Origin of the sequence: Rhizobium etli 8C-3 (assembly GCF_001908375.1) — a bacterium.
GTDB classification, from domain to species: domain Bacteria; phylum Pseudomonadota; class Alphaproteobacteria; order Rhizobiales; family Rhizobiaceae; genus Rhizobium; species Rhizobium etli_B.
In genome coordinates, this window is the sequence record NZ_CP017241.1 from 3,641,530 (window position 1) to 3,665,641 (window position 24,112).

The 24,112-nt window shown below is 60.3% G+C and carries 20 protein-coding genes; 4 read left to right on the forward strand and 16 right to left on the reverse strand.

The genetic code is table 11. The features are described from left to right. Positions 1–9: 9 nt before the first annotated feature. The 9 genes from AM571_RS18050 to AM571_RS18090 form a co-directional block, all read right to left on the reverse strand. Positions 10–876 (reverse strand): carbohydrate ABC transporter permease, encoded by an 867-nt coding sequence (locus AM571_RS18050; RefSeq protein WP_022716001.1) that lies wholly within the window; start codon positions 874–876, stop codon positions 10–12. Positions 877–878: 2 nt separating this feature from the next. Continuing rightward, positions 879–1,949 carry an ABC transporter ATP-binding protein gene (locus AM571_RS18055; protein WP_074062586.1) on the reverse strand — a complete coding sequence of 357 codons (1,071 nt, stop codon included), beginning with the start codon at positions 1,947–1,949 and terminating at the stop codon, positions 879–881. Positions 1,950–1,958: 9 nt separating this feature from the next. Beyond that, positions 1,959–3,038 (reverse strand): ABC transporter ATP-binding protein, encoded by a 1,080-nt coding sequence (locus AM571_RS18060; protein ID WP_074062587.1) that lies wholly within the window; start codon positions 3,036–3,038, stop codon positions 1,959–1,961. 42 nt (positions 3,039–3,080) lie between these two features. Next, a complete protein-coding gene (glpD, locus tag AM571_RS18065) occupies positions 3,081–4,598 on the reverse strand; it encodes a glycerol-3-phosphate dehydrogenase (RefSeq protein WP_074062588.1) in 1,518 nt (505 codons plus the stop codon). Between the two features lie 186 nt (positions 4,599–4,784). Next, a complete protein-coding gene (locus tag AM571_RS18070) occupies positions 4,785–6,788 on the reverse strand; it encodes an aldo/keto reductase (protein ID WP_074062589.1) in 2,004 nt (667 codons plus the stop codon). 43 nt (positions 6,789–6,831) lie between these two features. Next, positions 6,832–7,917, reverse strand: coding sequence for an ABC transporter ATP-binding protein (locus tag AM571_RS18075; protein WP_074062590.1), 1,086 nt, complete (start codon positions 7,915–7,917; stop codon positions 6,832–6,834). A 13-nt stretch (positions 7,918–7,930) separates the two neighbouring features. Continuing rightward, positions 7,931–8,773, reverse strand: coding sequence for a carbohydrate ABC transporter permease (locus AM571_RS18080; RefSeq protein ID WP_074062591.1), 843 nt, complete (start codon positions 8,771–8,773; stop codon positions 7,931–7,933). After that, positions 8,770–9,630 (reverse strand): carbohydrate ABC transporter permease, encoded by an 861-nt coding sequence (locus AM571_RS18085; RefSeq protein WP_074062592.1) that lies wholly within the window; start codon positions 9,628–9,630, stop codon positions 8,770–8,772. Before AM571_RS18085 ends, AM571_RS18080 begins: the two co-directional genes overlap by 4 nt. Positions 9,631–9,707: 77 nt before the next feature. Continuing rightward, complete coding sequence (locus AM571_RS18090; RefSeq protein ID WP_074062593.1) at positions 9,708–10,982, reverse strand: ABC transporter substrate-binding protein; 1,275 nt, start codon at positions 10,980–10,982, stop codon at positions 9,708–9,710. Positions 10,983–11,068: 86 nt separating this feature from the next. Here AM571_RS18090 and AM571_RS18095 point away from each other — a divergent pair, with 86 nt between their 5' ends. Beyond that, positions 11,069–11,980 (forward strand): helix-turn-helix domain-containing protein, encoded by a 912-nt coding sequence (locus AM571_RS18095; protein WP_074062594.1) that lies wholly within the window; start codon positions 11,069–11,071, stop codon positions 11,978–11,980. A 520-nt stretch (positions 11,981–12,500) separates the two neighbouring features. Then, on the forward strand, positions 12,501–15,650 hold the full coding sequence (locus tag AM571_RS18100) for a PAS domain S-box protein (RefSeq protein WP_074062595.1): 3,150 nt from the start codon (positions 12,501–12,503) through the stop codon (positions 15,648–15,650). Positions 15,651–15,711: 61 nt separating this feature from the next. Here the strand turns inward: AM571_RS18100 and AM571_RS18105 are convergent, their stop codons facing one another. Continuing rightward, entirely contained in the window at positions 15,712–16,104 is a 393-nt protein-coding gene (locus AM571_RS18105; RefSeq protein ID WP_074063340.1) for a response regulator transcription factor, read from the reverse strand. Between the two features lie 431 nt (positions 16,105–16,535). Here AM571_RS18105 and AM571_RS18110 point away from each other — a divergent pair, with 431 nt between their 5' ends. Beyond that, positions 16,536–17,171, forward strand: a complete 636-nt coding sequence (locus AM571_RS18110; protein ID WP_074062596.1) for a response regulator transcription factor — start codon at positions 16,536–16,538, stop codon at positions 17,169–17,171. 45 nt (positions 17,172–17,216) lie between these two features. Here the strand turns inward: AM571_RS18110 and AM571_RS18115 are convergent, their stop codons facing one another. The 6 genes from AM571_RS18115 to AM571_RS18140 all read right to left on the reverse strand — a co-directional run bounded on the left by AM571_RS18115 (position 17,217) and on the right by AM571_RS18140 (position 22,842). Beyond that, positions 17,217–17,546 (reverse strand): hypothetical protein, encoded by a 330-nt coding sequence (locus tag AM571_RS18115; protein ID WP_074062597.1) that lies wholly within the window; start codon positions 17,544–17,546, stop codon positions 17,217–17,219. Positions 17,547–17,557: 11 nt separating this feature from the next. Then, positions 17,558–17,878, reverse strand: a complete 321-nt coding sequence (locus AM571_RS18120; RefSeq protein WP_074062598.1) for a hypothetical protein — start codon at positions 17,876–17,878, stop codon at positions 17,558–17,560. A 555-nt stretch (positions 17,879–18,433) separates the two neighbouring features. Further along, the gene (otnK, locus tag AM571_RS18125) at positions 18,434–19,714 is read right to left on the reverse strand and encodes a 3-oxo-tetronate kinase (RefSeq protein ID WP_074062599.1); all 1,281 of its coding nucleotides are present in this window, start codon (positions 19,712–19,714) and stop codon (positions 18,434–18,436) included. 3 nt (positions 19,715–19,717) lie between these two features. Next, complete coding sequence (gene otnI / locus AM571_RS18130; RefSeq protein ID WP_074062600.1) at positions 19,718–20,494, reverse strand: 2-oxo-tetronate isomerase; 777 nt, start codon at positions 20,492–20,494, stop codon at positions 19,718–19,720. 10 nt (positions 20,495–20,504) lie between these two features. Next, positions 20,505–21,440, reverse strand: a complete 936-nt coding sequence (gene ltnD / locus AM571_RS18135) for an L-threonate dehydrogenase (protein WP_074062601.1) — start codon at positions 21,438–21,440, stop codon at positions 20,505–20,507. Between the two features lie 85 nt (positions 21,441–21,525). Further along, positions 21,526–22,842 (reverse strand): MFS transporter, encoded by a 1,317-nt coding sequence (locus AM571_RS18140; RefSeq protein ID WP_074062602.1) that lies wholly within the window; start codon positions 22,840–22,842, stop codon positions 21,526–21,528. A gap of 217 nt (positions 22,843–23,059) precedes the next feature. Here AM571_RS18140 and AM571_RS18145 point away from each other — a divergent pair, with 217 nt between their 5' ends. Beyond that, positions 23,060–24,058 (forward strand): LacI family DNA-binding transcriptional regulator, encoded by a 999-nt coding sequence (locus tag AM571_RS18145; protein WP_074063341.1) that lies wholly within the window; start codon positions 23,060–23,062, stop codon positions 24,056–24,058. Positions 24,059–24,112 lie beyond the last annotated feature (54 nt).

Below are 24,112 nucleotides of genomic sequence, written 5' to 3' on the forward strand. Positions count from 1 at the left end.
ACCCTCTCCTCACGAATTCGCGTCGCTGCTGGTCATGACCGTGTAGAATATCCACGACAGCAGCAGGATGATCAGGAAGTAGACGATCGACATGGCGGCTGCTGGCCCGAGGTCGAACTGACCGACCGCCATCTTCACGAGATCGATGGAAAGGAAGGTCGTGGAATTGCCCGGTCCGCCACCGGTGACGACGAACGGCTCTGTATAGATCATGAAGCTGTCCATGAAGCGCAACAGCACCGCAATCAGCAGTACGCGCTTCATCTTCGGCAACTGGATATAGCGGAAAACCGACCAACGCGAAGCGCCGTCTATCTTCGCAGCCTGGTAGTACGCCTCGGGGATTGAAACGAGACCGGCATAGCAGAGCAGCACGACCAGGCTCGTCCAATGCCAGACATCCATGATGATGATCGTGATCCATGCATCGATAGGGTCACGGACATAATTATAGTCGAGCCCCATCGCTTCCAGGCTATGGCCGAGCAGGCCGATATCGACACGGCCGAAGACCTGCCAGATCGTGCCGACCACATTCCACGGGATGAGGAGGGGAAGAGCCATCAGCACGAGGCAGACGGGAACGCCAATGCCTTTCTTGGGCATGTTGAGCGCAATGAAGATCCCAAGCGGGATTTCAAGCGCCAGGATGATGAAGGAGAATAGCAGGTTTCGCTGCAGGGCCTCCCAGAAGCGGTCGGAATGGAGGATGTCGTCGAACCAGTCGGTGCCGGCCCAAAAGAACTCGTTATTGCCGAAGGTGTCCTGAACGGAATAGTTGACGACCGTCATCAGCGGAATGGCCGCTGAAAACGCGACGAGCAGCAATACCGGCAGGACGAGAAACCAAGCCTTGTTGTTCCAGGTCTTTTCCATGATCAGCCCTCCCTGCCGACCCGCCACGAACCGGCGTAGATGCTGATCGCATCCAGATCGAAGCTGGCGCGCGCATCCGTTGGAATCTCCACATCCTCCGCAAGGACGATGGCGATCGGCTGATCGGCAAACCGCGCGCGAACGATCTTTTGCCTGCCGATATCCTCGACCTTCGAAATCGAGATGGGCATGCCTTCACGGCCGAGGCGGATGAATTCGGGACGGATGCCAAGTTCGATCTTGGCCGCACCATTCGTTTTCGGCGCGTAGCCGAGATTGATCGTCTCACTGCCAATCTTGACGGTACTGCCGGCAACTTCCGCCGGCATGACATTCATCCCCGGTGAGCCAATGAAGTAACCCACGAAGGTGTGGCTCGGGCGTTCGAAAAGTTCCGCCGGCGTGCCGATCTGCACGATTTCTCCCTCATACATGACGACGACCTTCTCGGCAAAAGTCAGCGCCTCCGTCTGGTCGTGGGTCACATAGACCATAGTGAAACCGAACTGCTTGTGCAGCCGCTTCAGCTGCGACCGCAGCACCCATTTCATGTGCGGATCGATAACGGTGAGCGGCTCATCGAAGAGAATCGCATTGACGTCGTTTCGCACCAGACCGCGGCCAAGCGAAATTTTCTGTTTCTGATCGGCCGTAAGCCGCTGCGCCTTGCGCTTGGCCCAGTCCGAAAGATCGATCATCTCGAGAATCTCGCGAACGCGCCGGTCGACGTCGGCCTCCGGAACACCCCGGTTGCGAAGCGGAAAAGCGAGATTGTCGTAGACCGTCATCGTGTCGTAGATGACGGGAAACTGGAAAACCTGCGCGATGTTGCGGGCTTGGGTCGACAGCGTCGTTACGTCTTGGCCGCCGAACAGGATGCGCCCGTGCGAAGGCTGAAGCAGACCGGAGATGATGTTGAGAAGCGTTGTCTTTCCGCATCCTGACGGACCAAGAAGCGCGTAAGCGCCGCCGTCGGTCCACTCGTGATCGACTTCCTTCAGGGCATAGTCCTTGTCCGTCTTCGGATTGGGTCCGTAGGCGTGGCGGATATGGTCGAGCGTGATCCGTGCCATTGTGTCCCCCTATGCCGCAAGCCGCGTGGCGGCAATGGCGCGGCCGTTCTCGCCGAACGCCATCAGATGACGCGTGTCCAAAAACACGTCGACATCCGTATCCGGCTCGATATCGTGAATGCCGTGCGCTAGCATGACCCAGCGCACACCTTCGTAGTCCAGATGCACGAAGCTCTCGGAGCCGGTGATTTCGGAAATCTGCGTTCTGGCGCGAAGCCTGGGCGCATCAGCGGTCTGTGGTCCCAGCGCAAGATGGTGCGGATGAAACGCGATGGTGACCGGACCGTCGGCGATTGCCGCAAGATGTGCAGGCACCGGAATGCCGATCAGGCCACTATGCTGAAAGCTCGCGCCTTCCTTCGAAACCGATATGAAGTTCAGCGGTGGGTCCGCAAACGTCTTGGCCGTCACCAGGTCGGCGGGCCGGCGATAGACGGAAATCGTCGGACCGAATTGCGTCACGCTGCCCTGGTTGAGGGTCGCGGTATTGCCACCGAGCAGCAAGGCCTCGGATGGTTCCGTCGTCGCATAGACGAAGATCGCGCCGGACTGGGAAAATATCCTCGGCAGTTCCTGGCGCAGTTCCTCGCGCAGCTTGTAGTCGAGATTGGCAAGCGGTTCGTCGAGCAGCACCAGACCTGCATTCTTGACAAGGGCGCGCGCCAGCGCGGTCCGCTGCTGCTGCCCGCCCGACAGGTTGAGCGGCGTACGCTCGAGATAAGGTGTCAGCTTCAGGAGTTCTGCCGCCTTGCGCACTTCCACATCGATGGTCTTCGCGTCCAGGCCAGCAATCCTGAGCGGCGAGGCGATATTCTCATAGACGGACAATGCGGGGTAATTGATGAATTGCTGGTAGACCATCGCGACATTGCGCTTCTGCACCGGCACGCCGGTCACATCGGCGCCATCGAAATGGATGGAGCCGCTGGTTGGACGGTCAAGTCCAGCCATGAGGCGCATCAACGACGTCTTGCCGGAGAGCGTCGGTCCCAGCAGGACGTTCAGCGTACCCTTTTCGAGTGTCAGATCGGTAGGATGAATATGGTATTCACCACCTACCATCTTAGCGGCATTCCGCAATTCAAGCATTCCGGTTCCCGTGCCTCCTCACGACGGGGATGACATGGCGCTTCATCCCGCAAGCTGCGCAGGGATCGCGGCCATGTACTCCTCCAATTTCTGTACTTCATCCATTTCCAGATATAGCCCGTTCTTGGTCCTTCGCCACAGGATGTCTTGTGCGGTGACGGCCCATTCGTTCCGGACGAGATAGCGGACCTCGGCCTCGTAAAGATCGGAACCGAAGCAGTGGCCGAGATCGACGATAGACTTGGCCTCGCCGAGCAGGCTTGCGGCGCGCGTGCCGTAGCGGCGCACCAGCCGGCGGGCATGGGCCTCTGCAAGGAACGGATAATCGGTTTTCAGCTTGCTCACCTCGGCCGCATATCCCTTGACCGGGAAATCGCCGCCCGGCAGATGGCTGCTTGCCGTCCACGGTCCGCCCTTCTTGCCGATCGTCTCGCCGATCTTTTCCAGCGCATGCTCCGACAGCCGCCGGTAGGTGGTCAGTTTGCCGCCGAAGACATTGAGCAGCGGCGCCTCGCCACCTTTGCCTTCGAGCTGCAGCACATAGTCGCGCGTCGCCTCCTGTGCCTTGGAGGCGCCGTCGTCGTAGAGCGGCCGCACCGCCGAATAGCTCCAGACGATGTCGTCCGGGGTCACCGGCTCGTTGAAATACTCGCTGGCGGCGGCGCACAGATAGCCGGTCTCCTCGGCAGAGATGCGCACGTCCTTGGGATCGCCGCTGTAGTCGCGGTCGGTGGTGCCGATCAGCGTGAAGTCGTCCTCGTAGGGGATGGCGAAGATGATGCGGTTGTCGGGGTTCTGGAAGAAATAGGCGCGCGGGCCCTCGAACTTCTTCTTGACGACGATATGGCTGCCCTGCACCAGCCGAACATGGCGCGCCTCGGTCTCGCCAAGGGCTGCACGCAGCACCTGGTCGACCCAGGGACCGGCGGCATTGATCAGCATGCGGGCCTGATGCCGGCGCGTTTCGCCGGTCAGCATGTCGCAGCTGTCGATTTCCCACAGGCCGTTCTTGCGGTGCGCCGCCACCACCTTGGTGCGCGGCATGATCAGCGCACCGCGGTCGGCGGCATCGCGGGCGTTGAGTACTACCAGGCGGGCATCGTCGACCCAGCCGTCGGAATATTCGAAGGCCTTGGCAAACACCGGCTTCAGCGGCCCGCCCGCCGGATCGCGGCGCAGGTCAAGCACGGCGGTCGGCGGCAAAAGCCTGCGGCCGCCAAGATGGTCGTAGAAAAACAGCCCCAGCCTGATCAGCCAGGCCGGCCGTATGCCGCCCTTGTGATAGGGCAGCACGAAGCGCAGCGGCCAGATGATGTGCGGGGCCATCGCCCACAGCACCTCGCGCTCCATCAGCGATTCGCGCACCAGCCGGAACTCGTAGTGCTCCAGATAGCGCAAGCCTCCATGGATCAGCTTCGTCGCCCCAGACGACGTGCCCGATGCAAAGTCGCCCATCTCCGCCAGCGCCACGCGATAGCCTCGTCCAGCAGCATCCCGGCAAATGCCGCAGCCGTTGATCCCGCCGCCAATCACGAAGAGGTCGTGATGTGTTTGGCCCACTTTTACCCCTCCCCGTGCGCCCTAATCGATTTGCGCAACACCTCAAATCGAAACTTACTGAAGTAAAAACGAAAACTATTCGCGTGTCAAACGAATGTTTCTTGCGTCGAGGTATCAGCAAAAAGCCGCCACCCGATCGGGTAGCGGCGCACTATGAAGCGGTTGAGATGGAACCAGCCTGTTTCCCTAGCCCTCCAGCCACTTTACCTGTTCGCGAGTAAGCTCGATGCCAAGGGCCGAAAGACTATCTTCCAGTTCGGCGATCGTGCGCGGGCCGATCAGCGGAATGACGGGGAACGGCTGGGCGATCACATAGGCGAGCGCGATATGGATCGGGTTTCGACCGAGCTTTTTTGCCAGCTCGTTCGCGCGGTCGCGGCGTGCGAAATTGCGATCGGAATACCAGCAGCGGACGATTTCCTCATCGTCGTGCTTGTCGCGTCCCGCCCGGTCGGTGAAGAAACCGCGGCCCTGGCTGGACCATGCGAAGTTCGGAATCTGCTTTTCGTTCAGCCATTTCTTCCATTCGTCGTCCGAGGCCGCGACGCATCCTGCCCAGATCGGATCGAGCATTTCGGCGAGCGAAAAGTTATTGGAGAGCGCCGCAGGCGCTTTCTTGCCGGACTTTGCCGCATAGGCCATTGCCTCGTCCATCCGCTCACGGGTCCAGTTCGAGCCGCCGAAGATCCCTCGGATGCGGCCGCGATTGGCCTCGGCGTCCATGGCATCGACGAACTCTCCAACCGGAATCGCCGTGTTGTCCCGGTGCATGAAGTAGATATCGACATAGTCGGTCTTCAACCGGTCGAGCGACTGATCGAGTTGCTTGGCGATCATGTCCGGGTAGCAGAGAGGCGAATGCGCTCCTTTGCCGATCAGCACGATCTCCTCACGCGAAACATTGCGGCTCGTGTGCCAATCGCCGAAGATACTCTCTGTCTTGCCGCTTCCATAAACATAGGCCGTGTCGAAGACGTTGCCGCCCGCCTCGTAGAAGGCATCGAGCGTCAGCGAGGCCGCCGCAAAGTTCGGGAAGAACTCGAATCCAAGCGTTACGACGGAGGCCGGTTTGGAGATGCCAGGTATCTGGCGCTGCGGAATGCTGCTGCCGGGCCTAACTGCTCCGCCCGCAATATTCGTCGTTCGGCTTGACGCCTTCTCGACACCATATTCGAGGCCGACAGAGGCCCGCCATCTATCGAGAACGCGAAGATTGCCGGTGGAATCGGCCCAGCTCATGCCTGGCGAAGCGAATTCCTTCTCGCCGGCACGGATTGCATCTCCGGCCGCATCGACTTCGAAGGAATAGAGCCAGCGGTCTTCCTTGACCTCGATCGTTTCCTGCTCGGCTCCCCTGAAAAGCTCGATCGTGCCGACGCCGCCCTTGTGACCTGAGGCGAACCAGAAATCCTTGACCTCGATGCGCCCTTCGGAGCCGATGACGCGAAGCGTATTGTCCTGCTGGGCCATGATGGAGCAGGAGACTTCGGCAATGATGCCGTTTTTGAATTGCAAGACGGCGGAGGCCCATTCGTCTACGCCGGACTGTCCGAGGTGCGCCACGCCGTAAACCTTCTCCGGCTCGCAGAAAGGCTTGCCTTCAACCGCTCCGGCGATCAGCCGCGCCATCGAGACCGGGTAGCCACCGACATCCAGGATGCCGCCCCCCGCCGTATCGTTGGCGAACAATCGATGCTCGGGCTTGAAGCCGCCCATGTTGAAGCCGAAGCTTGAGCGGATGATGCGCACTGTGCCGATCACGCCGCTCTTCACGAGTTCGACGATCTTTTCCGTCTGGGGATGCAGGCGGTACATGAAACCCTCGCCAGCAAAAACACCGGCCTTCCTCGCTTCATGGTAGATTGCCTCCGCATCAAAGGCCGAAAGCGCAATCGGCTTTTCCACCAGCACATGCTTGCCAGCGCGAATCGCCTTGATCGCCCACTCGGCATGGCCTGTATGCGGGGTGGCTATATAGACGGCATCTATCTGCGCATCGGTCAGCAGCGCATCATAGCCTTTGACGATGCGGGCGCCGGGAAAGCCATCGCCAAGGCCGGGCTTTTGCGGATTGCGGCTCGCGATCGCCACCAGTTTACCCGTACGCGAATGGGCAATGCCGTCTGCAAAGGTGCGGGCGATGGTGCCTGGGCCGATAATGCCCCAGCGGATCGGCTGCTCTGAACTCATGACTATTTCCTCTTTCATATTTTCGTCTTGGGAGCGGATTTCGTCATCGCAAGCGATTGCCTGCGCTGTCGAACAGGAAGGTGCGTCTTGCCGACAGCGCGACGGTGAGCGTGTCGCGATCGGCCGAGGAACGGGATTCGGGACGTTCGATGATGAGCGGCTGGCCGCCAGCAGCGGTCGCATAGACGTAGCTGGTATTGCCGAGGTGTTCGGCAACATCGACGGCGACGGTGAGGTCGGTGTCGCCACTGCCGCCGTCGGCAAAATGCTCCGGCCGCACGCCGAGCGTTACCTGCGCGCCTTTTTCGGTTGCTGAAAGAACCGGCAGCGTCAGGCGGACGTTCCTGTCGCCGGCCAGGGCGACGGTCGCGTTCGATGCGTCACGCTCAACAACCTCGGCCGCCAGAAAATTCATCTTCGGCGAACCGACGAAACCGGCGACGAACTGGTTAGCCGGATCGTCATAGAGATCCAGCGGCGCGCCGATCTGCTCGATGTTGCCGGCACGCAGCACGACGATCTTGTCGGCAAGCGTCATAGCCTCTGTCTGATCGTGCGTGACATAGACCATCGTCGCGCCAAGCTGCTTGTGCAACCTGGAGATCTCCACGCGCATCTGCACACGCAGTTCCGCATCGAGGTTCGAGAGCGGTTCGTCGAAGAGGAAGACCTCGGGCTCGCGAACGATGGCGCGGCCGATTGCAACGCGCTGGCGCTGGCCACCGGATAGTTGCTTCGGGCGGCGTTCCATCAATTCCTTGATCTGCAGGATCTCTGCGGCGTGACGCACCCTCTTGTCGGTATCCTCTTTAGGGTTGCCGTTCATGCGCAGGCCGAAAGACAGGTTATCGGCGACCGTCATATGCGGGTAGAGCGCATAGGACTGGAACACCATGGCGATGCCACGGTCGGCGGGCTCGACATTGTTGACGACCCTGCCGCCGATCGTGATTTCGCCCTCCGAGATGTCTTCGAGGCCGGCGATCATCCTTAGAAGAGTGGATTTTCCACAGCCCGAAGGACCGACGAAGACGACGAATTCGCCGTCCTTGACGTCGAGATTGGCGCCATGGATCACGCCGAAGGCGCCAAAGCGTTTTACGACATTCCTGAGTGAAAGCTCTGCCATGCGGCCTCCGCTATTATTTGATTGCGCCGGCCGCGATGCCGGCGATGAAGTGGCGTTGCAACAGCACGAAGACGAGAAGGATCGGCGCGGTCAGCAACATTGCACCCGCCATGATCCCGCCCCAGGAGACCTTGGTAAGACCGATCAGCGTTCCAAGCGCCACCGGCGCCGTCATCATTCCGGGCCTGGAATTGATGAGCAGCGGCCAGAGATAGTTGTTCCAGGATGCCAGGAAGAGAATGATCGACAGCGCCGCCATCGTCGGACGGGCAAGCGGCAAGGCGATGCGCAGGAAGATCTGCCACTCCTTGACGCCCTCCACGCGGGCGGCATCGAAGAGCTCGTTCGGCATCATCGAGAAGGACTGGCGCATGAAAAGCACGCCCAGCGAATTGAAGAGCGGCGGGACGACCAGCGCCACCCAGGTATTCGCCAGCTTGAATTCGCGCGCCACCATGATGAATTGCGGGATCACGACGACGGCGAAAGGCAAGGTGATCGTGCCCAGAATGATTGCCGTGACGAGGGAGCGGCCGGCGAATCGATAGCGGGCAAGCGCCCAGCCGGCCATCGATGTCAGCAGCACCGACAGGACGGTGTAGACGACCGCGACGGTGATTGAGATGAACATCGCCCGGAGAAAATTCGTGTCGGCCTCCAGGTTCTTGAAATTCTCGACGAAATTCGTCGACGGCCACAGCACGATGTCGGGGCTGAATATGCCGTTGTCCGGCATGGTCGAGAAGACGAACATCATCCAGAGCGGAAAGAGCCAGATGATGGCAAGCGGCGTCAGCACGGCATGCAGCGCAATCTTGCGCATCAAGAGGGATTGCGACTTGGACCTCGACTTCATTTCGATTCCCTCCCGACCCAGAGATTGAAAAGCGAAATTGCAATCGCCAATGCGGCTATCGTGTAGGCGATCGCCGATGCGTAGCCGAAATTCAGCGATGTGAAGCCCTGCCGGTAAAGAAGCAGGCCGAGCGTTTCCGTGCCCCCGCCAGGGCCGCCGCGATTGGTAATGAGGAAGGGTTCGGTGAAGAGTTGCATCGTCCCGATTACCGACAGCACCACGCAGAAGAGGACGATCGGCTTGAGGAGCGGCAAGGTGATGTGAAAGAACTGCTGTAGCTTGCTGACGCGATCGAGCGTCGCAGCCTCGTAGACGTCCTCAGGGATCGACTGCAGGCCGGCCAGGATGATGATTGCGTTATAGCCGGCCCAGCGCCAGGTAACGGCGATTATGACGAGTGCCATCGCCGCATTCGCATTGTCGAACCAGGAAACCGGAGCGATACCGACCGAGGCGATCAGCTTGTTGACGATGCCGAAGTCGATGCTGAACATCAGCCGGAAGACGGCGGCATAGGCGACCTCGCCGACGACGACCGGCGCGAAGAAGGCGAAGCGGAAGAGCGGCCGCGCCGCAAGCAGCGGCGAATTCAAGAGCACCGCCATGACGGTTGCAAGCGCAATCATCACCGGCACCTGGATGACCAGGATGATCAGCGTGTTGTAGAGCGCGTTGTAGAAAGCCGGGTCGCCGAACAAACGCCCCCAATTCGACGCAAGGCTGAATTTCCAGGGATTGACGCGCGTATTCTGGAACGAAATCAAGAACGAATTGATGATCGGCCAGAGCCAGAAGGTCGCAAAGACCAGCAGATAGGGCGCAAGGAACGCATAGGCGCTCCGGGTCCTGAACGGCATTTATATCCTCCTCACAAGCGAAACGAGCCACCTCGAAGGTGAAATGCCGGGCGCGCATCAGGCGCCCGACAGGTTGCTCATTCTGCGATCGGAAGACCGGTCGCCGAAGCGATCTGGTTGGCGGCATCATCAAGTGCAGCCTTCGCATCCGGATAACCGCCGGCGAAATACTTCGTCTGCGCTGCCTTGTAGATCGCGTCCGCATCGCTTTGAAACGCCGTCCCGCGGCTCGGCACGATCTTCGGCAGCGTCGAAAGGATATCTGCCCAGACCTTCTGCCCGCCCCAGTAAGGTAGCGGCTCGTTGACGAAAGGATCCTGGACGGCCGACAGCAGCGAAGGGACGAGGCCGAAGGACTTCAGCATCGTGACCTGGCCTTCATTGGTCGCCAGCGCATAGTTCAGATAGGCCCAAGCCGCTTCCTTGTTTTCGGAATTGGCGCTGATGGCCAGCGACGAACCGCCGAGGTTTGCGGCATGCGGGCCGTCGGCCGTGAGGCTCGGCATCATGTAGACGCCCCATTTGCCGGAAAGGTCCGGCGAGCCTGAGCGTATCGTGCCCTCGTACCAGCCGCCATACATCTGGCTTGCGACCTTGCCGGCCGTATTGGCCTGGATCTTCTGGTCCCAGATGGCCGCTGTCAGCGTACCGGCGTCCTTCATCTGCTTGACCTTTTCGAGGGTCGCGACGCAGGCCGGCTGGTTGATGGTGATCGTCTGGCCGTCGGTGGAGAAATAACCGCAGTCTTGCTCGTTGGCGATCATCCGGAACCATTCGCTATCGCCGTTGAAATCGGCCTGGGCCATGACGACGCCAGGATTGGCCTTCGAGATCTCCTTGCCGGCGGCGATGAAATCGTCCCAAGTCTTGATCGTTGCCGGATCGACGCCGGCCTTTTCATAGAAATCGCGGCGGTAAAAGACGGCAACCGGCCCGGAGTCCCACGGCATCGCATAGGCAGCGTCATCCACCTCCAGCTCTGTGCGCTTGAAGTCCGGGAATTTCGCCTGGATTTCCGCCGTATAGCCCAGATCCTTCAGGTTTGCGAAGCAATCCGGGAAGCGGTTCCAGAAGATTTCCGCCTCGAAATTTTCGATCGTCACTATGTCCGGCAGGCCGTCGCCGCCGGCTGCGCAGCCGGCAAGTGTCTTATCGAAGACTTGGCTGTTGCCAAGATCTTCGACAGTCACCTTGATGTCGGGATATTGTTTGTTGAAGCCTTCGAGCGTGGATTTCAGCGCCGATGCTGCAACGTTCCAGCTCCAGATGGTGAGATTGCCCGACTGCGCGAATGCGGAACCGGAAAAAAGCAGTGCGACCGCAGCGGTCGCACCGATAAGTTTGAAGCGCATTGAAAATCCTCCCTTTTCAATTGCCGTCCTTTAGCGAACGTGGCTAAGTTATCCGTAAGGGAGCCGCTGTCTCCTAAAAAGGGAATATCAATTTGGCGGAAAGTAAGGTTGCCAGCAGAGCCATCTATCAGCCGGGCGCAAGCAGCATCGAAGGCTCGCCGACAGAGCTTCAGCTGTTTCATGCCCATCCACCGGTGATGGCGATGCCGCACTGGCATGCGCAGGTGGAGGTGAACTACATCATGCGGGGCACTGTGCATTACCGCATGAACGATCACGAAATGACGCTCAAGGCTGGCGACATGTGCCTCTTCTGGGGCGGCCAGCCGCATCAGATGGATGAGTCTTCGGAAGATTCGCTCTATGCAGGCGCCCATTTGCCGCTCGTCTATTTCTTCCGTCTGCGCCTGCCCGCTGAAATCTCCAGCCGCCTGATGAAGGGCTCGACGCTGCTGACGTCCGATACCGATGCTGCGGACAAAGAGAACTTCTCCCGCTGGTTCCGCTACGCCAATTCGGGCAATCCGGCAAAGGCCCAGCATGCTGTCGACGAGTTGCTGCTTCGCATCGAGCGCATCGCCTTCGAACCCTATTCGATGACGGTCGTCGGCTACGGTGGAAAGGAGGCCGAACAGCCTCACACGCAACCGTCGCGCAGCATTGCCCGGATGTGCGATTTCATCGCCGCCAATTTCATGGAGGACATCGACACCGTCGATATCGCCCGGGCGGCGGACCTGCATCCGAAATATGCAATGAACGTCTTCAAGAAATCGACCGGAATGACGCTCAGCAAATATCTCAATCTGTTGCGCCTCTCCCGCGCCCAGGCGTTGCTGATGGCAGACGATGCCAATGTGCTTCAGGTGGCCATGGACAGTGGTTTCGGCTCCATCAGCGCCTTCAACAAATCCTTCCGCCACATCGCCGGCATGTCTCCGTCGGACTTCCGAAGAGACATTCGCCTCGCCACATCCAGCGGCCTACCGGCAAGCTAGCTGGTTCGCGTCCATAAGCGGCAAACTGCCGATACATGAGAAAAATCACGATATTGCCGGCATCGACACCCTGCGGCTCCAGGTACACTTTCAGATCAAACTCCTGGTTTTAAAGACAAATCCGCAACCGCCTCGCAGCCGAACTTGCGTCAAGAACGCGCCGTCCAGGCCGGTATTCGAACTTTTCGCCGAACGCAAGATCGGTCGCAGCGCGATCTGCTCGGGCTGTTGACGCGGGAACTTCGCCGCACGGTCTTAAGGAGACGCCATGGGCCTGTCGGCCGCAGTGCTGCGCGGCCTCATTGCTGAAGCAGCCTCGTCAGTTGAGCCCTCAGGCTTGGGCTTCCATCTGCAAGTATCCGTCTCGTTGCGGGCTTTTGCCGGGCGGTCGCGGGGCAGGGGCCGAGGAAGTCAGTCCTGCACAAGACCATCACGGAGCTTCGGATTGCGAGCGCCCGGCCACAGGAGCAATATAGGAGACACAAAATATCCATCTGGCCGCCTAAGGCACTCGGCGATCATGTTACGGAACCATTTAATCCTCGCCGTTGCCGGCGTCGTACTCGTTCTAAGTCTGGTCCTGGCCGGTCTATGGATCTGGACGGGAAACGTCATCGTCTCGATCATGTCCGAGCGGCTGATCCGAGAGGTGACGCATGCCGTGCATCGCGACGTTGATCATTTGGTGCGCGCCGCCGACAAGGCGGTGTCCCGCTTGGCCAATGGTCTTGCTCGTCACGACCTGTCACCCGGCGACCCACATGCTGTCGCACAGGAGCTCCATACGTTGCTGGCTGAAGAACCCGACGTCGACTGGATGTTTTTCGGCAACGAGGCCGGCGGGATCGTTTCGGTCGGGCGACTGGCAGATTCAAGCGTCGTGTTTCTGATGACCGATGAATTTCGCGCAAACGTCGTGCGCGAGTTCGAAGCACTGCCAAGCGGCAGGATCGGCCGTTTGCGGAAGTCAGAAGGCGCGTTCGACGCACGCGGGAGGATCTGGTACGCCAGGGCCAAGGAGACGGGCAAGCGCTATTGGACCGAGCCCTATCTCGGTGTAGGCGAGCCGATCTTGGGCATCTCGCTCTCCCTCCCGGTCTTCAACAAGAACCGCAACTTCGTTGGGGTGTGCGGGATCGATCTCATCTTGACTAATCTTTCCAGGTTCTTGCAGACGCTCGAAATCGGCGACAACGGCAGGGCCTTCATCATGGACGCCACCGGACATCTGATTGGCGCGTCGGGAGGAGTGGCGCCCGTCACTATCGGCGCTGACGGCGCGCACCTGCGCCTTCAGGCATCAGAGGCGACCGATCCCATCGTCCGCGAAACTGCCCGCTACCTTCGAAGGTACCCGGGGGTAGCCGGGTCTTCGTCACCTGGACCGCGCGTGTTTTCCTTCAGTGACCCTGAGGGGGGCAGGATCTATGCGGCGGTCGATCGCGCTGAGGCCCCCGGCGCACTTGACTGGACAATCATCTCAGCGGTGCCAGCCTCGGATTTTCTGACGCCTGTATACCGTGCGGCCTATCTGTCGATAGGCGTCGGCACAGTCATCGTCGCTGTCTTCGGGGTCCTCGGACTGGGGCTCGTCGGACGCACGCTGCGGCCGCTGACCGCCTTGACGCAGGCCGCCCACGCGATTGCAAACGGCGAATGGCGGGAAGTGCCCAAGGTCCGTAGAAACGATGAGGTCGGCCTGCTTGCCCAGGCGTTCGCTCTCATGACCTTCCGTCTCAAGGAGACGTTGGAGGGTCTGCGTCGAAGCGAGGCCAACTTTGCAGAAGCGCAACGCGTCGCCCATGTCGGCTATTGGGAGCGTGACCTCGACACAGACTGTCTTACCTGGTCGGACGAGACATACCGCATCTTTGGGTTGACGCCGCGCGCAGGCACGGTCGTCAGTGTTGCCGAAGCGGTTGAGCGGATCCACCCGGAGGATCGGTCGATCTGGAGCCAGGCAGCGGCGGAGGCCATGCGCGGCGAATCTCGCTACGACCTGGAGTACCGCATCGTCCGGCCCGGCGGCGAGCTGCGCATCGTTCACAGCCAGGGCGATCTTACAAGGGACGGGTCGGGTCGGCCGCACAGCATGTTCGGTACGATCCAGGACGTTACCGAGCGCAAGCGGGTCGAAGAGGCGCTGCGGGACAGCGAGGAGCAGTGGAGAGCCGTATTCGAGAACAATCCGACGATGTACTTCATGGTGGACGCAAGCGGCACCGTCGTGTCCGTAAATCCCTTTGGCGCGCAGCAGCTGGGTTACACCGTCGACGAACTGATCGACCGACCCGTAAAGGACATCTTTCACGAGGAGGACCGAGATGCCGTCCAGAGGCATGCAGCCGCCTGTCTCGAACATCTTGGCCGGGCCATGAGCTGGGAACTGCGCAAGATACGCAAGGACGGCTCGATGCTGTGGGTTCGCGAGACGGGCCGAGCGATGGTGATCAAGAAGCGACCTGTCATCCTCATCGTGTGCGAGGACATCACCGAGCGCAAGCGCGCCGAAGAGGCTGCCCGGCGGAGTGAGGAAGAGCTTCGCGAGGTCATCGAGACAGTTCCGGCGATGGTGTGGACGGCCCTGCCCGACGGCCGTGTCGATTTCATCAATCGGCGTTGGCAGGAGTTCACAGGCTTGTCCCTGGACGCAACGGCAGGAGCGAGCTGGGACGCCGAAGCCCGATTTCACCCCGAAGATCTTGAACATTATATGTCCAGGTGGCATGCCTCCTTGGCCACTGGCCACCCGTTCGAGGTTGAAGTGCGGATCCGTCGGGCAGCTGACGGCGAATACCGCTGGTGGTTCGAAAATGCCGTGCCGCTGCGCGACGAGCACGGAAACATTGTTAAATGGTACGGGTTTCTCGTCGACATTGAAGATCGCAAGAGGGCCGAGGAGGCCCTGCAGAAGGCGCAGGCCGAGCTCGCGCATGTCGCGCGCGTGACCACGATGGGCGCCCTGACCTCCTCCATCGCCCATGAGGTCAACCAGCCGCTGGCCGCCGTGGTCACCAACGCCAATGCCGCCCTCCACTGGCTCGCCAGCGAGCCCCCCAACCTCGACGAGGCGCGGGAGACGGTGGAGCGCATCGTCCGTGACGGGCATCGTGCCGGCGAAGTCATCGGCCGGGTGCGCGCGCTCCTGAAGAAGACAGTCACTGTCACGGCGCAGGTGGACCTGAACGCCCTTGTCGAAGATTCAGTCGCTCTCGTCCAAGGCGAGGTACGCCGCCATCGGATCTTTCTGCGGACCGAGTTGGCGCACGACCTTCCGCACGTTGCGGGCGACCGGGTGCAGTTGCAGCAGGTAATCCTCAACCTGGTGATGAACGGCATGGAGGCGATGAAGACGATCGCAGACCGACCACGCGTACTGCTGATCAGGTCCCGCCTCGACGCATCCGAGGCCGCACTGGTCGAAGTGCACGACACCGGTGTCGGCTTGGAGCCCCAGAGTGTGGAGCGGGTGTTCGAAGCGTTTTTCACGACGAAGGCAGAGGGTCTGGGCATGGGCTTGGCCATTTGCCGGTCGATCATCGAGGCGCACGGGGGGCGACTGTGGGCCCGGACGAACGATCCTTGGGGGGCTGTGTTTCAATTCACCTTGCCTTCGGCTCCGGCCGAGAATGCTCCTGGCGAGCATCCCGGCCCAGCGCCGGCAGTGTGAGGTGGCGGGTCTTGCGACATGCATCACTTCGACGTGCCGATGCCTGGCGTCAGCCGCCCCCTCATCGGTCTTGCCGGTCGGTACCACGGGCCAGCGCAGAACCGATGCACTTCAGCAGATCCTGCTCTCCAAACGGTTTTGCCAGGTAGCCGACAATGTCGGGACCCAACCCACGCCTGTGCGCATTCTCATTCGGATAGGCAGTGATCAGAACGGTCGGAATGCTCTTGCCCAACGCGACAAGGCTCCGGTGCAGATCAAGCCCGTTCATTCCGGACATATGGATGTCCGTTACCAGGCAGGCCGTGCGGTGCAGATGCGGAAACCTCAAGAAATCATCGGCGGATGAAAAAGCCTCGGCGTCAAATCCCAGCGACCTCATGAGTCCCTTGGTAGCCTCGCGCATCGACTGGTCATCATCGACGATCGCAATGAGAGGCTTTTTCGTTGGCACTGCCGCCTCCAAATTCGCGATAGGCGTTTTGCAGAAGTGTGTGGTCGCGGCTTGCAAGATACAGCAGCCTGCAGGGGCGACAAAGTCACTGGGGGCTATACGATGGTATAGATTGCTTAAGACCTGTCGTCGCAAAGTGCAGGGCCGCCAAGTTTTTGGTCCCGCTGGTTGCCGGTTGGGCGTGCCGGCAATGGCAGGAGGTGCAACGCCATAGCGGGCCGATCGATCCTATCGCAACTGGCCTTGTCGCTAAGGGAATTAGGGCGCATTCTGATGTGCGAGAAAGCTTCGGTTCGGCACCGGCTGAGGAGAGAGGGGAGTGTTCTCATTGCGGCATCGCCACTCTGTCGGTTGGGCTTGCCCCGATGCCGCAACAGCGGGTGCAGACCTCTCGTGTCCGCAAGAGCTGCCTTCCTCCGAGGGCCGCTGACATGACGGATGTGCGAGAAACCGCCATCGTCATCGATGATGATCCGGCGATCCGCGAGGCGCTCGGCAGCCTGCTGCGATCCGTCGGTTTTGACGTGAAGCTCCTTTCCTCTGTGGACGACTTCCTCAAGTCCGAACGACCGCACGGGCCGACCTGCCTCGTGCTGGATGTCCGGCTGCCGGGACAAAGCGGTCTTGAATTTCAACGAGAGTTGTCGCGGAGAAACATTCAGCTCCCGATCGTCTTCATCACCGGGCATGGCGACATTCCCATGTCCGTGCAAGCGATGAAAGGGGGGGCGATTGAGTTCTTGACGAAACCGTTCCGCGAGCAGGATCTACTCGATGCCGTTCATGTGGGTCTGGCGCGCGACCGTGCTTGGATTGAGAATGAAAAAGCGTTGGCGACCTTGCGTGCGAATTTTGAGAGCCTGACCCCACGGGAGCGCGAGGTGATGGCTTTGGTGGTGATCGGACGGCTGAACAAACAGATTGCCGCCGATCTAGGCGTGAGCGAAATTACGGTAAAGGTACATCGTAGCCAGGTTATGCAGAAGATGCGTGCCAAGTCCCTGCCCGAACTCGCCCTCATGGCGGACAAGCTGAAGCTGGGGCCAGGAAAGCCGCAGGGCTCCTAGCCGGCCAATCCAGATGAGAGAATCCCTGAAAGGCACCACCCGACCTTAATGTATTGTCACCGAATGCTGCGTAGGGCAAAGCTCCTCGAAGGCCTCTACAAGACGGACAAGCCCGAGCGAGTAGCACAAAAGACCGAACCGCGTCCCGGTAACGTACAGGGTAAATTGAGATGCCCGCGATTGCAGCGCTCGCCCCTTTAGAGACAAGATCGTTTCGCGCGGCATGACGGAAAACGTCATCAAATGAGCTTCAGGATCCAGATTCGGCACTGCTGGATAGTCTGGCGGCATCTGGATCGGATTACCTGATGGCATCGTCCAGCCTTCTGACATGCGCTGCAGGTCGATTTCGATGCGGTTGAGGTCTTGCGTCATGGTGACCATCCTTAGAAGGAGCGCGGAGGAACGAACAGGCAAATGGTGCGACCCGTGGGCTCGCCGGCCACCGTGCATTGGTGAAACTGCCCGTCCGGACTGTTCTTGATGCGAGTATCCCGTGGCGTTATGAGCTCGCCGGTGAGCTTGATGACATATCCGCGGGGGCCCTCGAGAACCCCTTGATCGCGGATCTCGCGGCAATCCATCCCACTGCAGCACGAAAATGGATATGTCCATCCGTGCGGCTGCGCCGCCGTTGGCGTCGCATCATGCGCCACTGCCGGGGCTGCGATCACGAATGGAAAGAGAATAGCTGCTGCCTTGCTCATGATTCGCACCTCGATGGTGAATTGAACCAGCTTCGGTTCTGAAGCCCTTCGAAAAATTGAGCCGCTGCGAAGTAGCGTTCTTTGTCTTTTCGGGCGGCTCCGCCTCCACGATGTGCCGCCCGTCCATTTATGGCGTCTTGGAAAACGGCCCGGTGGGGCAGAATGTAGGCTAACGGTAACAGCACGTTGTCCGGCCTGCCTATTGAACAGGAGGAAGAATCAGATACCAACGAGGAAGGGACGACTTATACGTCGGTCTAGGTACGCTTCAATGCGGGACTATGATTGCAACCTCCAAGTACTGCTTCGTTAAAAGTTCTCGACCTGATGACCAAGCGCTCCTTGCGTCAGGCGAGTTAGACGCGGCGCTTAAAAAAAAGCTCCGCAAGGGGGCAACGGGAACTTTCAAGCCAGGCCCGCACACATGAAAACGGAGATATACGCTCGACAGAAAAGCCGCGCGGAGTTCGGCCAGGAAGTGGTTCTGGGGCGAACTCGTCCATTTTTGATCGGAAGGGCATTTATCTCCCAACCCGTATTTTCGCACCTGAAACGTCAGTGCATCATTGCCAGCGCGGAGGTGAAGAAATCCTCGCCTCCGAAGTTTCCGGATTTCAGGGCCAGGAGCATGTCGCCCTGCTTATTTCCGACCGTTCGCAGCACCGGTACGCCAGGCGCGATTTCCAGGCCGATCAGAAATGCTGGAATGGCGAGCCTGTCGACCGCTGCGCCGGAGGTTTCGCCGCCGGCGATCACCAGGCGCCGCACGCCTCTTGTCATCAGTTCCTCAGCAATGATCGACGTCGCGGTTTCGATCGCGTGGCCCGAGGCGTCCCGTCCGTACTGCGATTGCAGCCGGGCAACGGTTTGGGGCGACGCGCTCGCTGCGACGACGACGGGGCCGGCGGAAATGCGGTTCCCGGCCCAGGAGATCGCGGCGGAAATCTCGTCTGGGCCGGCGAGCAGTTTTTCCGTGTCGAGCCGCAGAACGGGCAACGACCTTTCGGCAACCTCCAGCTGCCGGAGCGTCGCGCTGGAGCAGCTTCCGGCAACGATGGCGGCAAGCCCGCCCACCGGGCGCATGGCGTCAGCAGTTGCTGCGGTGGCGCAACCTACCCGGCCCGAGCGCATAAGGGCACGGGCGAGACCAAGACCAAGGCCCGATGCGCCGGTCGACACCGGTGCTTGGAGCGCCACCTCGCCGAGCGTTTCAAGATCCTGTTCGCAGATCGCATCCGCGATCGCGGCGGTCGCGCCCTCGGCGCGAATGGCCTCAAGCCGCGCCTTTACCGCACCGGCTCCAGCCGAAACCGTTGCCAGGTCGACTGTATCGACCCCACCGCGCGATTGCCGGGCCATGACGCGCACCAGGTTGGCATCATGCATTGGATTGAGGGGGTGATCCTTTAGCGGGCTCTCGTTCAGCGGTTTCCCGTCGACAAAGAGGTGACCGAGATAGACGGTGCGCCCCGTTTCGGGGAAGGCGGGTGTAACCAGCACCGTGCCGCCGCCGGCAGCATGGCTCAGCGCCTCCGTCACCGGACCGATATTGCCGGCAACAGTCGAATCGAAGGTCGAGCAGATCTTGTAAAGGACATGGACCGCCCCGCGCTCGCGCAGCCATCGTTCGGCCCGTGTCGCCGCAGCAACGGCGTCAGCGGCTGCGACGGAGCGAATTTTCATGGAGACGACGACCGCGTCGACATCCGGCAGCGCCAGCGACGGGTCGGGAATGCCGACGGTCTGCACGGTTCGCAGACCGTTCTTCGTCAGCGTGTTGGCAAGGTCTGACGCGCCGGTGTAATCGTCGGCGATCGATCCAAGCAGAATGGTCATCTGCTACCTCCGGGCAAAAGGTCTGAACCAGTCGAGGCCGTCCAGCGTCTGGCCCCGGGGGATATATTCACAGCCTACAAAGCCGACGTAACCGAGCCGGTCGATTTCCTCGAAGAGATAGGGGTAGTTCAGCTCCTCGCCGTCCGGCTCATTGCGCGACGGCACGCTGGCGACCTGGATATGGCCGGTCATCGGCAGCAGGCGGCGCAATCCCATGACCACGTCGCCATGCAAGATCTGGCGGTGATAGACGTCGAACTGAAGCTTTAGATTGGGCAGGCCGAGGTCGGTGATTAGCCGCTCAGCCGCACCGAAATCATTGAGGAAATATCCCGGCATGTTTCGTCCGTTGATGGGCTCGATCAACAGATCGATACCGTCCTCTCCGAGACGCGCCGCAATGTAGGCTACGGAATGCCGGTAGCAGGATGCAGCCTCCATATCAGAGGGCTCGGCAAGACCTGCCATCAGATGCAAGCGCTTTACGCCGGTCGCCGCCGCATAGTCCAGTGCCCGTTCCACGTCAGACTTCAGATCGTCGAACCGCCCAGAAACAGCTGCAACACCGCGCTCGCCTGCTGCCCAATCACCCGGCGGCAGATTGAACAATGCCTGCCGCAGATTGTTGCGGTTTAGCCGTTCGGCGATCGCTTCTGGCGGGGCTTCATAGGGAAAAAGATACTCGACGGCGGAAAATCCGGCATCAGCTGCAGCATCGAAGCGATCGAGGAACGACCATTCGTTAAACATCATCGTCAGGTTGGCTGCGAAAATGGGCATACCGACCTCCTTATCGGGACTCTTTGATTACGCCAGGCAGATGCGTACCCGAGAGCTGGGCATAGAGCCGGGCAAGCGAGGAATCGTCGTCACGGCCCATACCGGCGCCTGAAGCCGCAAGGTACATCTGCAAGGCGGCCGCCACCAACGGCACCGGATAACGCTCCGAGCGCGCCATGTCTTGAACGATGCCGAGATCCTTGACGAAAATCTCGATGGCGCTGAGCGGCCTGTAGTCTCCCGCCAGCACATGCGGGATCCGGTTTTCGAACATCCACGAATTGCCGGCCGACGCCGTGATCACCTCGTAGACCTTATCGAGATCGAGGCCTTGCTTGGCAGCGAAGGCGATCGCTTCGCACGCAGCGGCGATGTGCACGCCGGCAAGGAGTTGGTTGATCATCTTGAAGGCAGCCCCTGTGCCAGCCGAATCGCCAAGTTCATAGACCTTGGCGGCCATGGCATCGAGGGCCGGGCGAGCCGCTTCGAAGGCAAGCCTGGAACCGGACGCCATGATCGTCAGCTCGCCGCTCGACGCTTTTGCCGCGCCGCCGGAAATTGGCGCGTCGAGGTAATGCAGGCCAAGGGCCTCCACCTGGCGTGCCAGGTCTTTCGCAACGGCCGGATCCATTGTCGCAGAAGAAATGAATACGGCCCCTGGTTTTACCAGGCTTGCGACACCTTCGGCACCGAACAACAGGGCCCCGGTCTGCGCGCCGTTTACGACGACAGAAACGATGATGTCAGCGCCCCGAACCGCCTCGGCGGGCGAGGCCGCGCCCCGGCCGCCATCGGCGACGAAGCGATCGATGGCGGCAGGCGCGATGTCATAGCCGACGACGTCGAGGCCCGCGCGCTTCATCGACCGGGCCATGCCGGCCCCCATGGAGCCGAGGCCGATCACGGCAGCGACCGTCTGTCCCAGATTGTCAACATGCGATGCCATGGCGATATTCTCCAGGTTATTGAAATTGAGCGCAGGCCCGGCTCCTTGAAGCCATAGATCTCGAAAGGGCCTGCAGCTGGAAAGTTTAGCGATTGACGGTTTTTCTGGGAACCGCCAGCACCGCCAGCGAGCCGACGATGAGCGCTGCGGCCAGGAAATACATGCCGGCGCTGTTGCTGCCGGTGAGATCCTTCAGATAACCCACCAGAAACGGCCCGAGAAATCCGGCGAGGTTTCCGACCGAATTAATCCAGGCAATGCCGGCGGCCGCACCCGTACCGACGAGAAAAGCCGTTGGAAGTGACCAGAAGAGGGGTGCGCAACTGATTGCGCCTGCGGCGGCGAGCGAGAGGCAGGCTATGGCGACTGTCGTGCTTGTAGCCGTCGTTGCTGCGATAAAGCCGGCGGCCGCGATGAGCGCGGGAATGACGAGGTGCCACCGCCGTTCGCGCAGCCTGTCGGAGGAGCGTCCAAGCGCCAGCATGACAACGAAAGCGCAAATGTAGGGGATCGCGGAAATGAGGCCGATATTCAGATTTCCGGTTACGCCCGAAGCCTTCACAATGGACGGCATCCAGAAATTCAGTCCATACTGCCCGAGCACCAAGCAGAAATAGATAAGGCACATCAGCCAGACGCGGCGGTCCGTCAGTGTTGCGGCAATGCTGTGGGGGCTTGAGACCTTGGCCCGGTTGTCTGCTTCGATATTGGCCGTCAGCACCGCCTTTTCGTCTTCGTCCAGCCATTTGGCGGCCCGGATCGTATCATCGAGATAGAAGTACGTGGCTGCGCCGAAAAGAATGGCCGGAATGGCCTCGATGAGGAACATCCATTGCCAGCCGGAAAGACCGTGCGTTCCGTGGAAGCTGTCCATCAGCAGGCCCGAGAGCGGATTACCGAAGATGGCAGATATCGGGATCGCGGACATGAACGTGGTGATGATCTTGGCGCGGCGATGGGCCGGATACCAGGACGTCAGGTACAAGATAATGCCGGGGAAGAATCCTGCCTCGGCTACGCCCAGAAGGAAACGCAGGATATAGAAGACGGTCTCCGACGAGGTGAACATGAAAGCGGCGGAAACGACGCCCCAGGTGACCATTATACGGGCCATCCAAACCCGCGCTCCAACCTTGTTCATGATGACGTTGCTGGGCACTTCAAAAAGAAAATACCCGATAAAGAAGATGCCTGCACCGATGCCATAAGCCGCTTCCGATAGACCGAGTTCGCTCGCCATCTGAAGCTTCGCGAAGCCGACATTGACGCGGTCGAGATACGCGACGACGTAGCAAAGCATCAAAAAAGGGATTATTCGCCAGAATACCTTTCCATATGCACGATCCTCCACCGCCTGTGCGGGGTACACGCCATCGACTGGCGCCTGCGTTTGCAGCGTCATGATTTCCTCCAAAGGTTTACCGCAAATCTCCTTCCGCGGTACGCCGGCCGCGATATTGGCAGCGCTGCCATTTCCTTTAGTCCATTTTGGCAGCGCTGCCAACAGCAAAATTGGCAGCGCTGCCAAGAAGAAACTTGCTTCTTGCTGAAAGCAGTGAAAAATGGCGAAAGAATCCGATATCGCCCGGCACGAGGCAGCCGCAGGTTCAAGCATGACTGTGGAACTCAAACACCAGACGACAGTAACGCTTGCAGAGGTCGCAGAAGCGGCCGGGGTCGGCGAGAGCACGGTGTCGCGCGTGCTGCGCAACCACGGCTCCTTTTCCGACAAGACGCGCGTGCGGGTCATGGCGGCGGTCGAGCGGCTGGGTTATGTACCGAACCGGATCGCGGGTACTCTGGCCTCCAACGGTTCGCGTCTTGTTGCCTTCGTTGTCCCATCGCTTTCAAACATCGTCTTTCCCGACGTCCTGAGAGGCGCAAGCACCGTTCTGGAGGAAAACCGATACCAGGCGGTGTTTTCCGTCAGCGACTATGATCCGCACAAGGAGGAAGCTCTGACCGCTGCGATGCTCGCCTGGCGGCCGGCGGCAGTCATGGTGGCCGGATACGAGCACACCGACGGTACCATAAAGAGATTGCGCGCGAGCGGTTGCCGGATCGTGGAACTGCTCGACGTGGACGGTGATGCTCTCGACATGGCCGTCGGCTTTTCCAACCGTGCTGCCGGACGGCAAAGTGCTGCCTTCCTGCTAAAGCGGGGCTATCGCCGCATCGGTTATGTCGGTCACGACCTGAACCGCGACACCCGCGCCGGCAAGCGGTTTTCCGGCTTCTGCGAAGCCCTCGCCGCTGGCGATGCGACCCTTGCCGATCGCGAGATTCTCGCAGGGGCATCATCCGTGGAGAACGGCAGGCTGGGGCTGGAGCAGTTGCTCGCCCGAAGCGCAGATCTCGATGCCGTTTATTTTTCGAACGACGACATGGCGCTGGGCGGCTATTTTCATTGCCTCGCAAGGGGAATTTCGATCCCCTCACAGCTTGCCATATTCGGCTATAACGGTCTCGATATCGGCCGGGTAACGCCGCAGCCGCTCTCGACCATCCGCACCCCCCGCGTTGAGACCGGAAAGGTGGCCGCACAGCTTGTCGTCAATAATTCGCCCTCCCAGGTGGTCGATCTCGGATTTGAGCTGATCGAAGGGGCAACCGCTTGAGTGGTTCAGAGGCGGAGCGATCGTCACAGATAGCCGCTCCCAAGACGGAGCGCA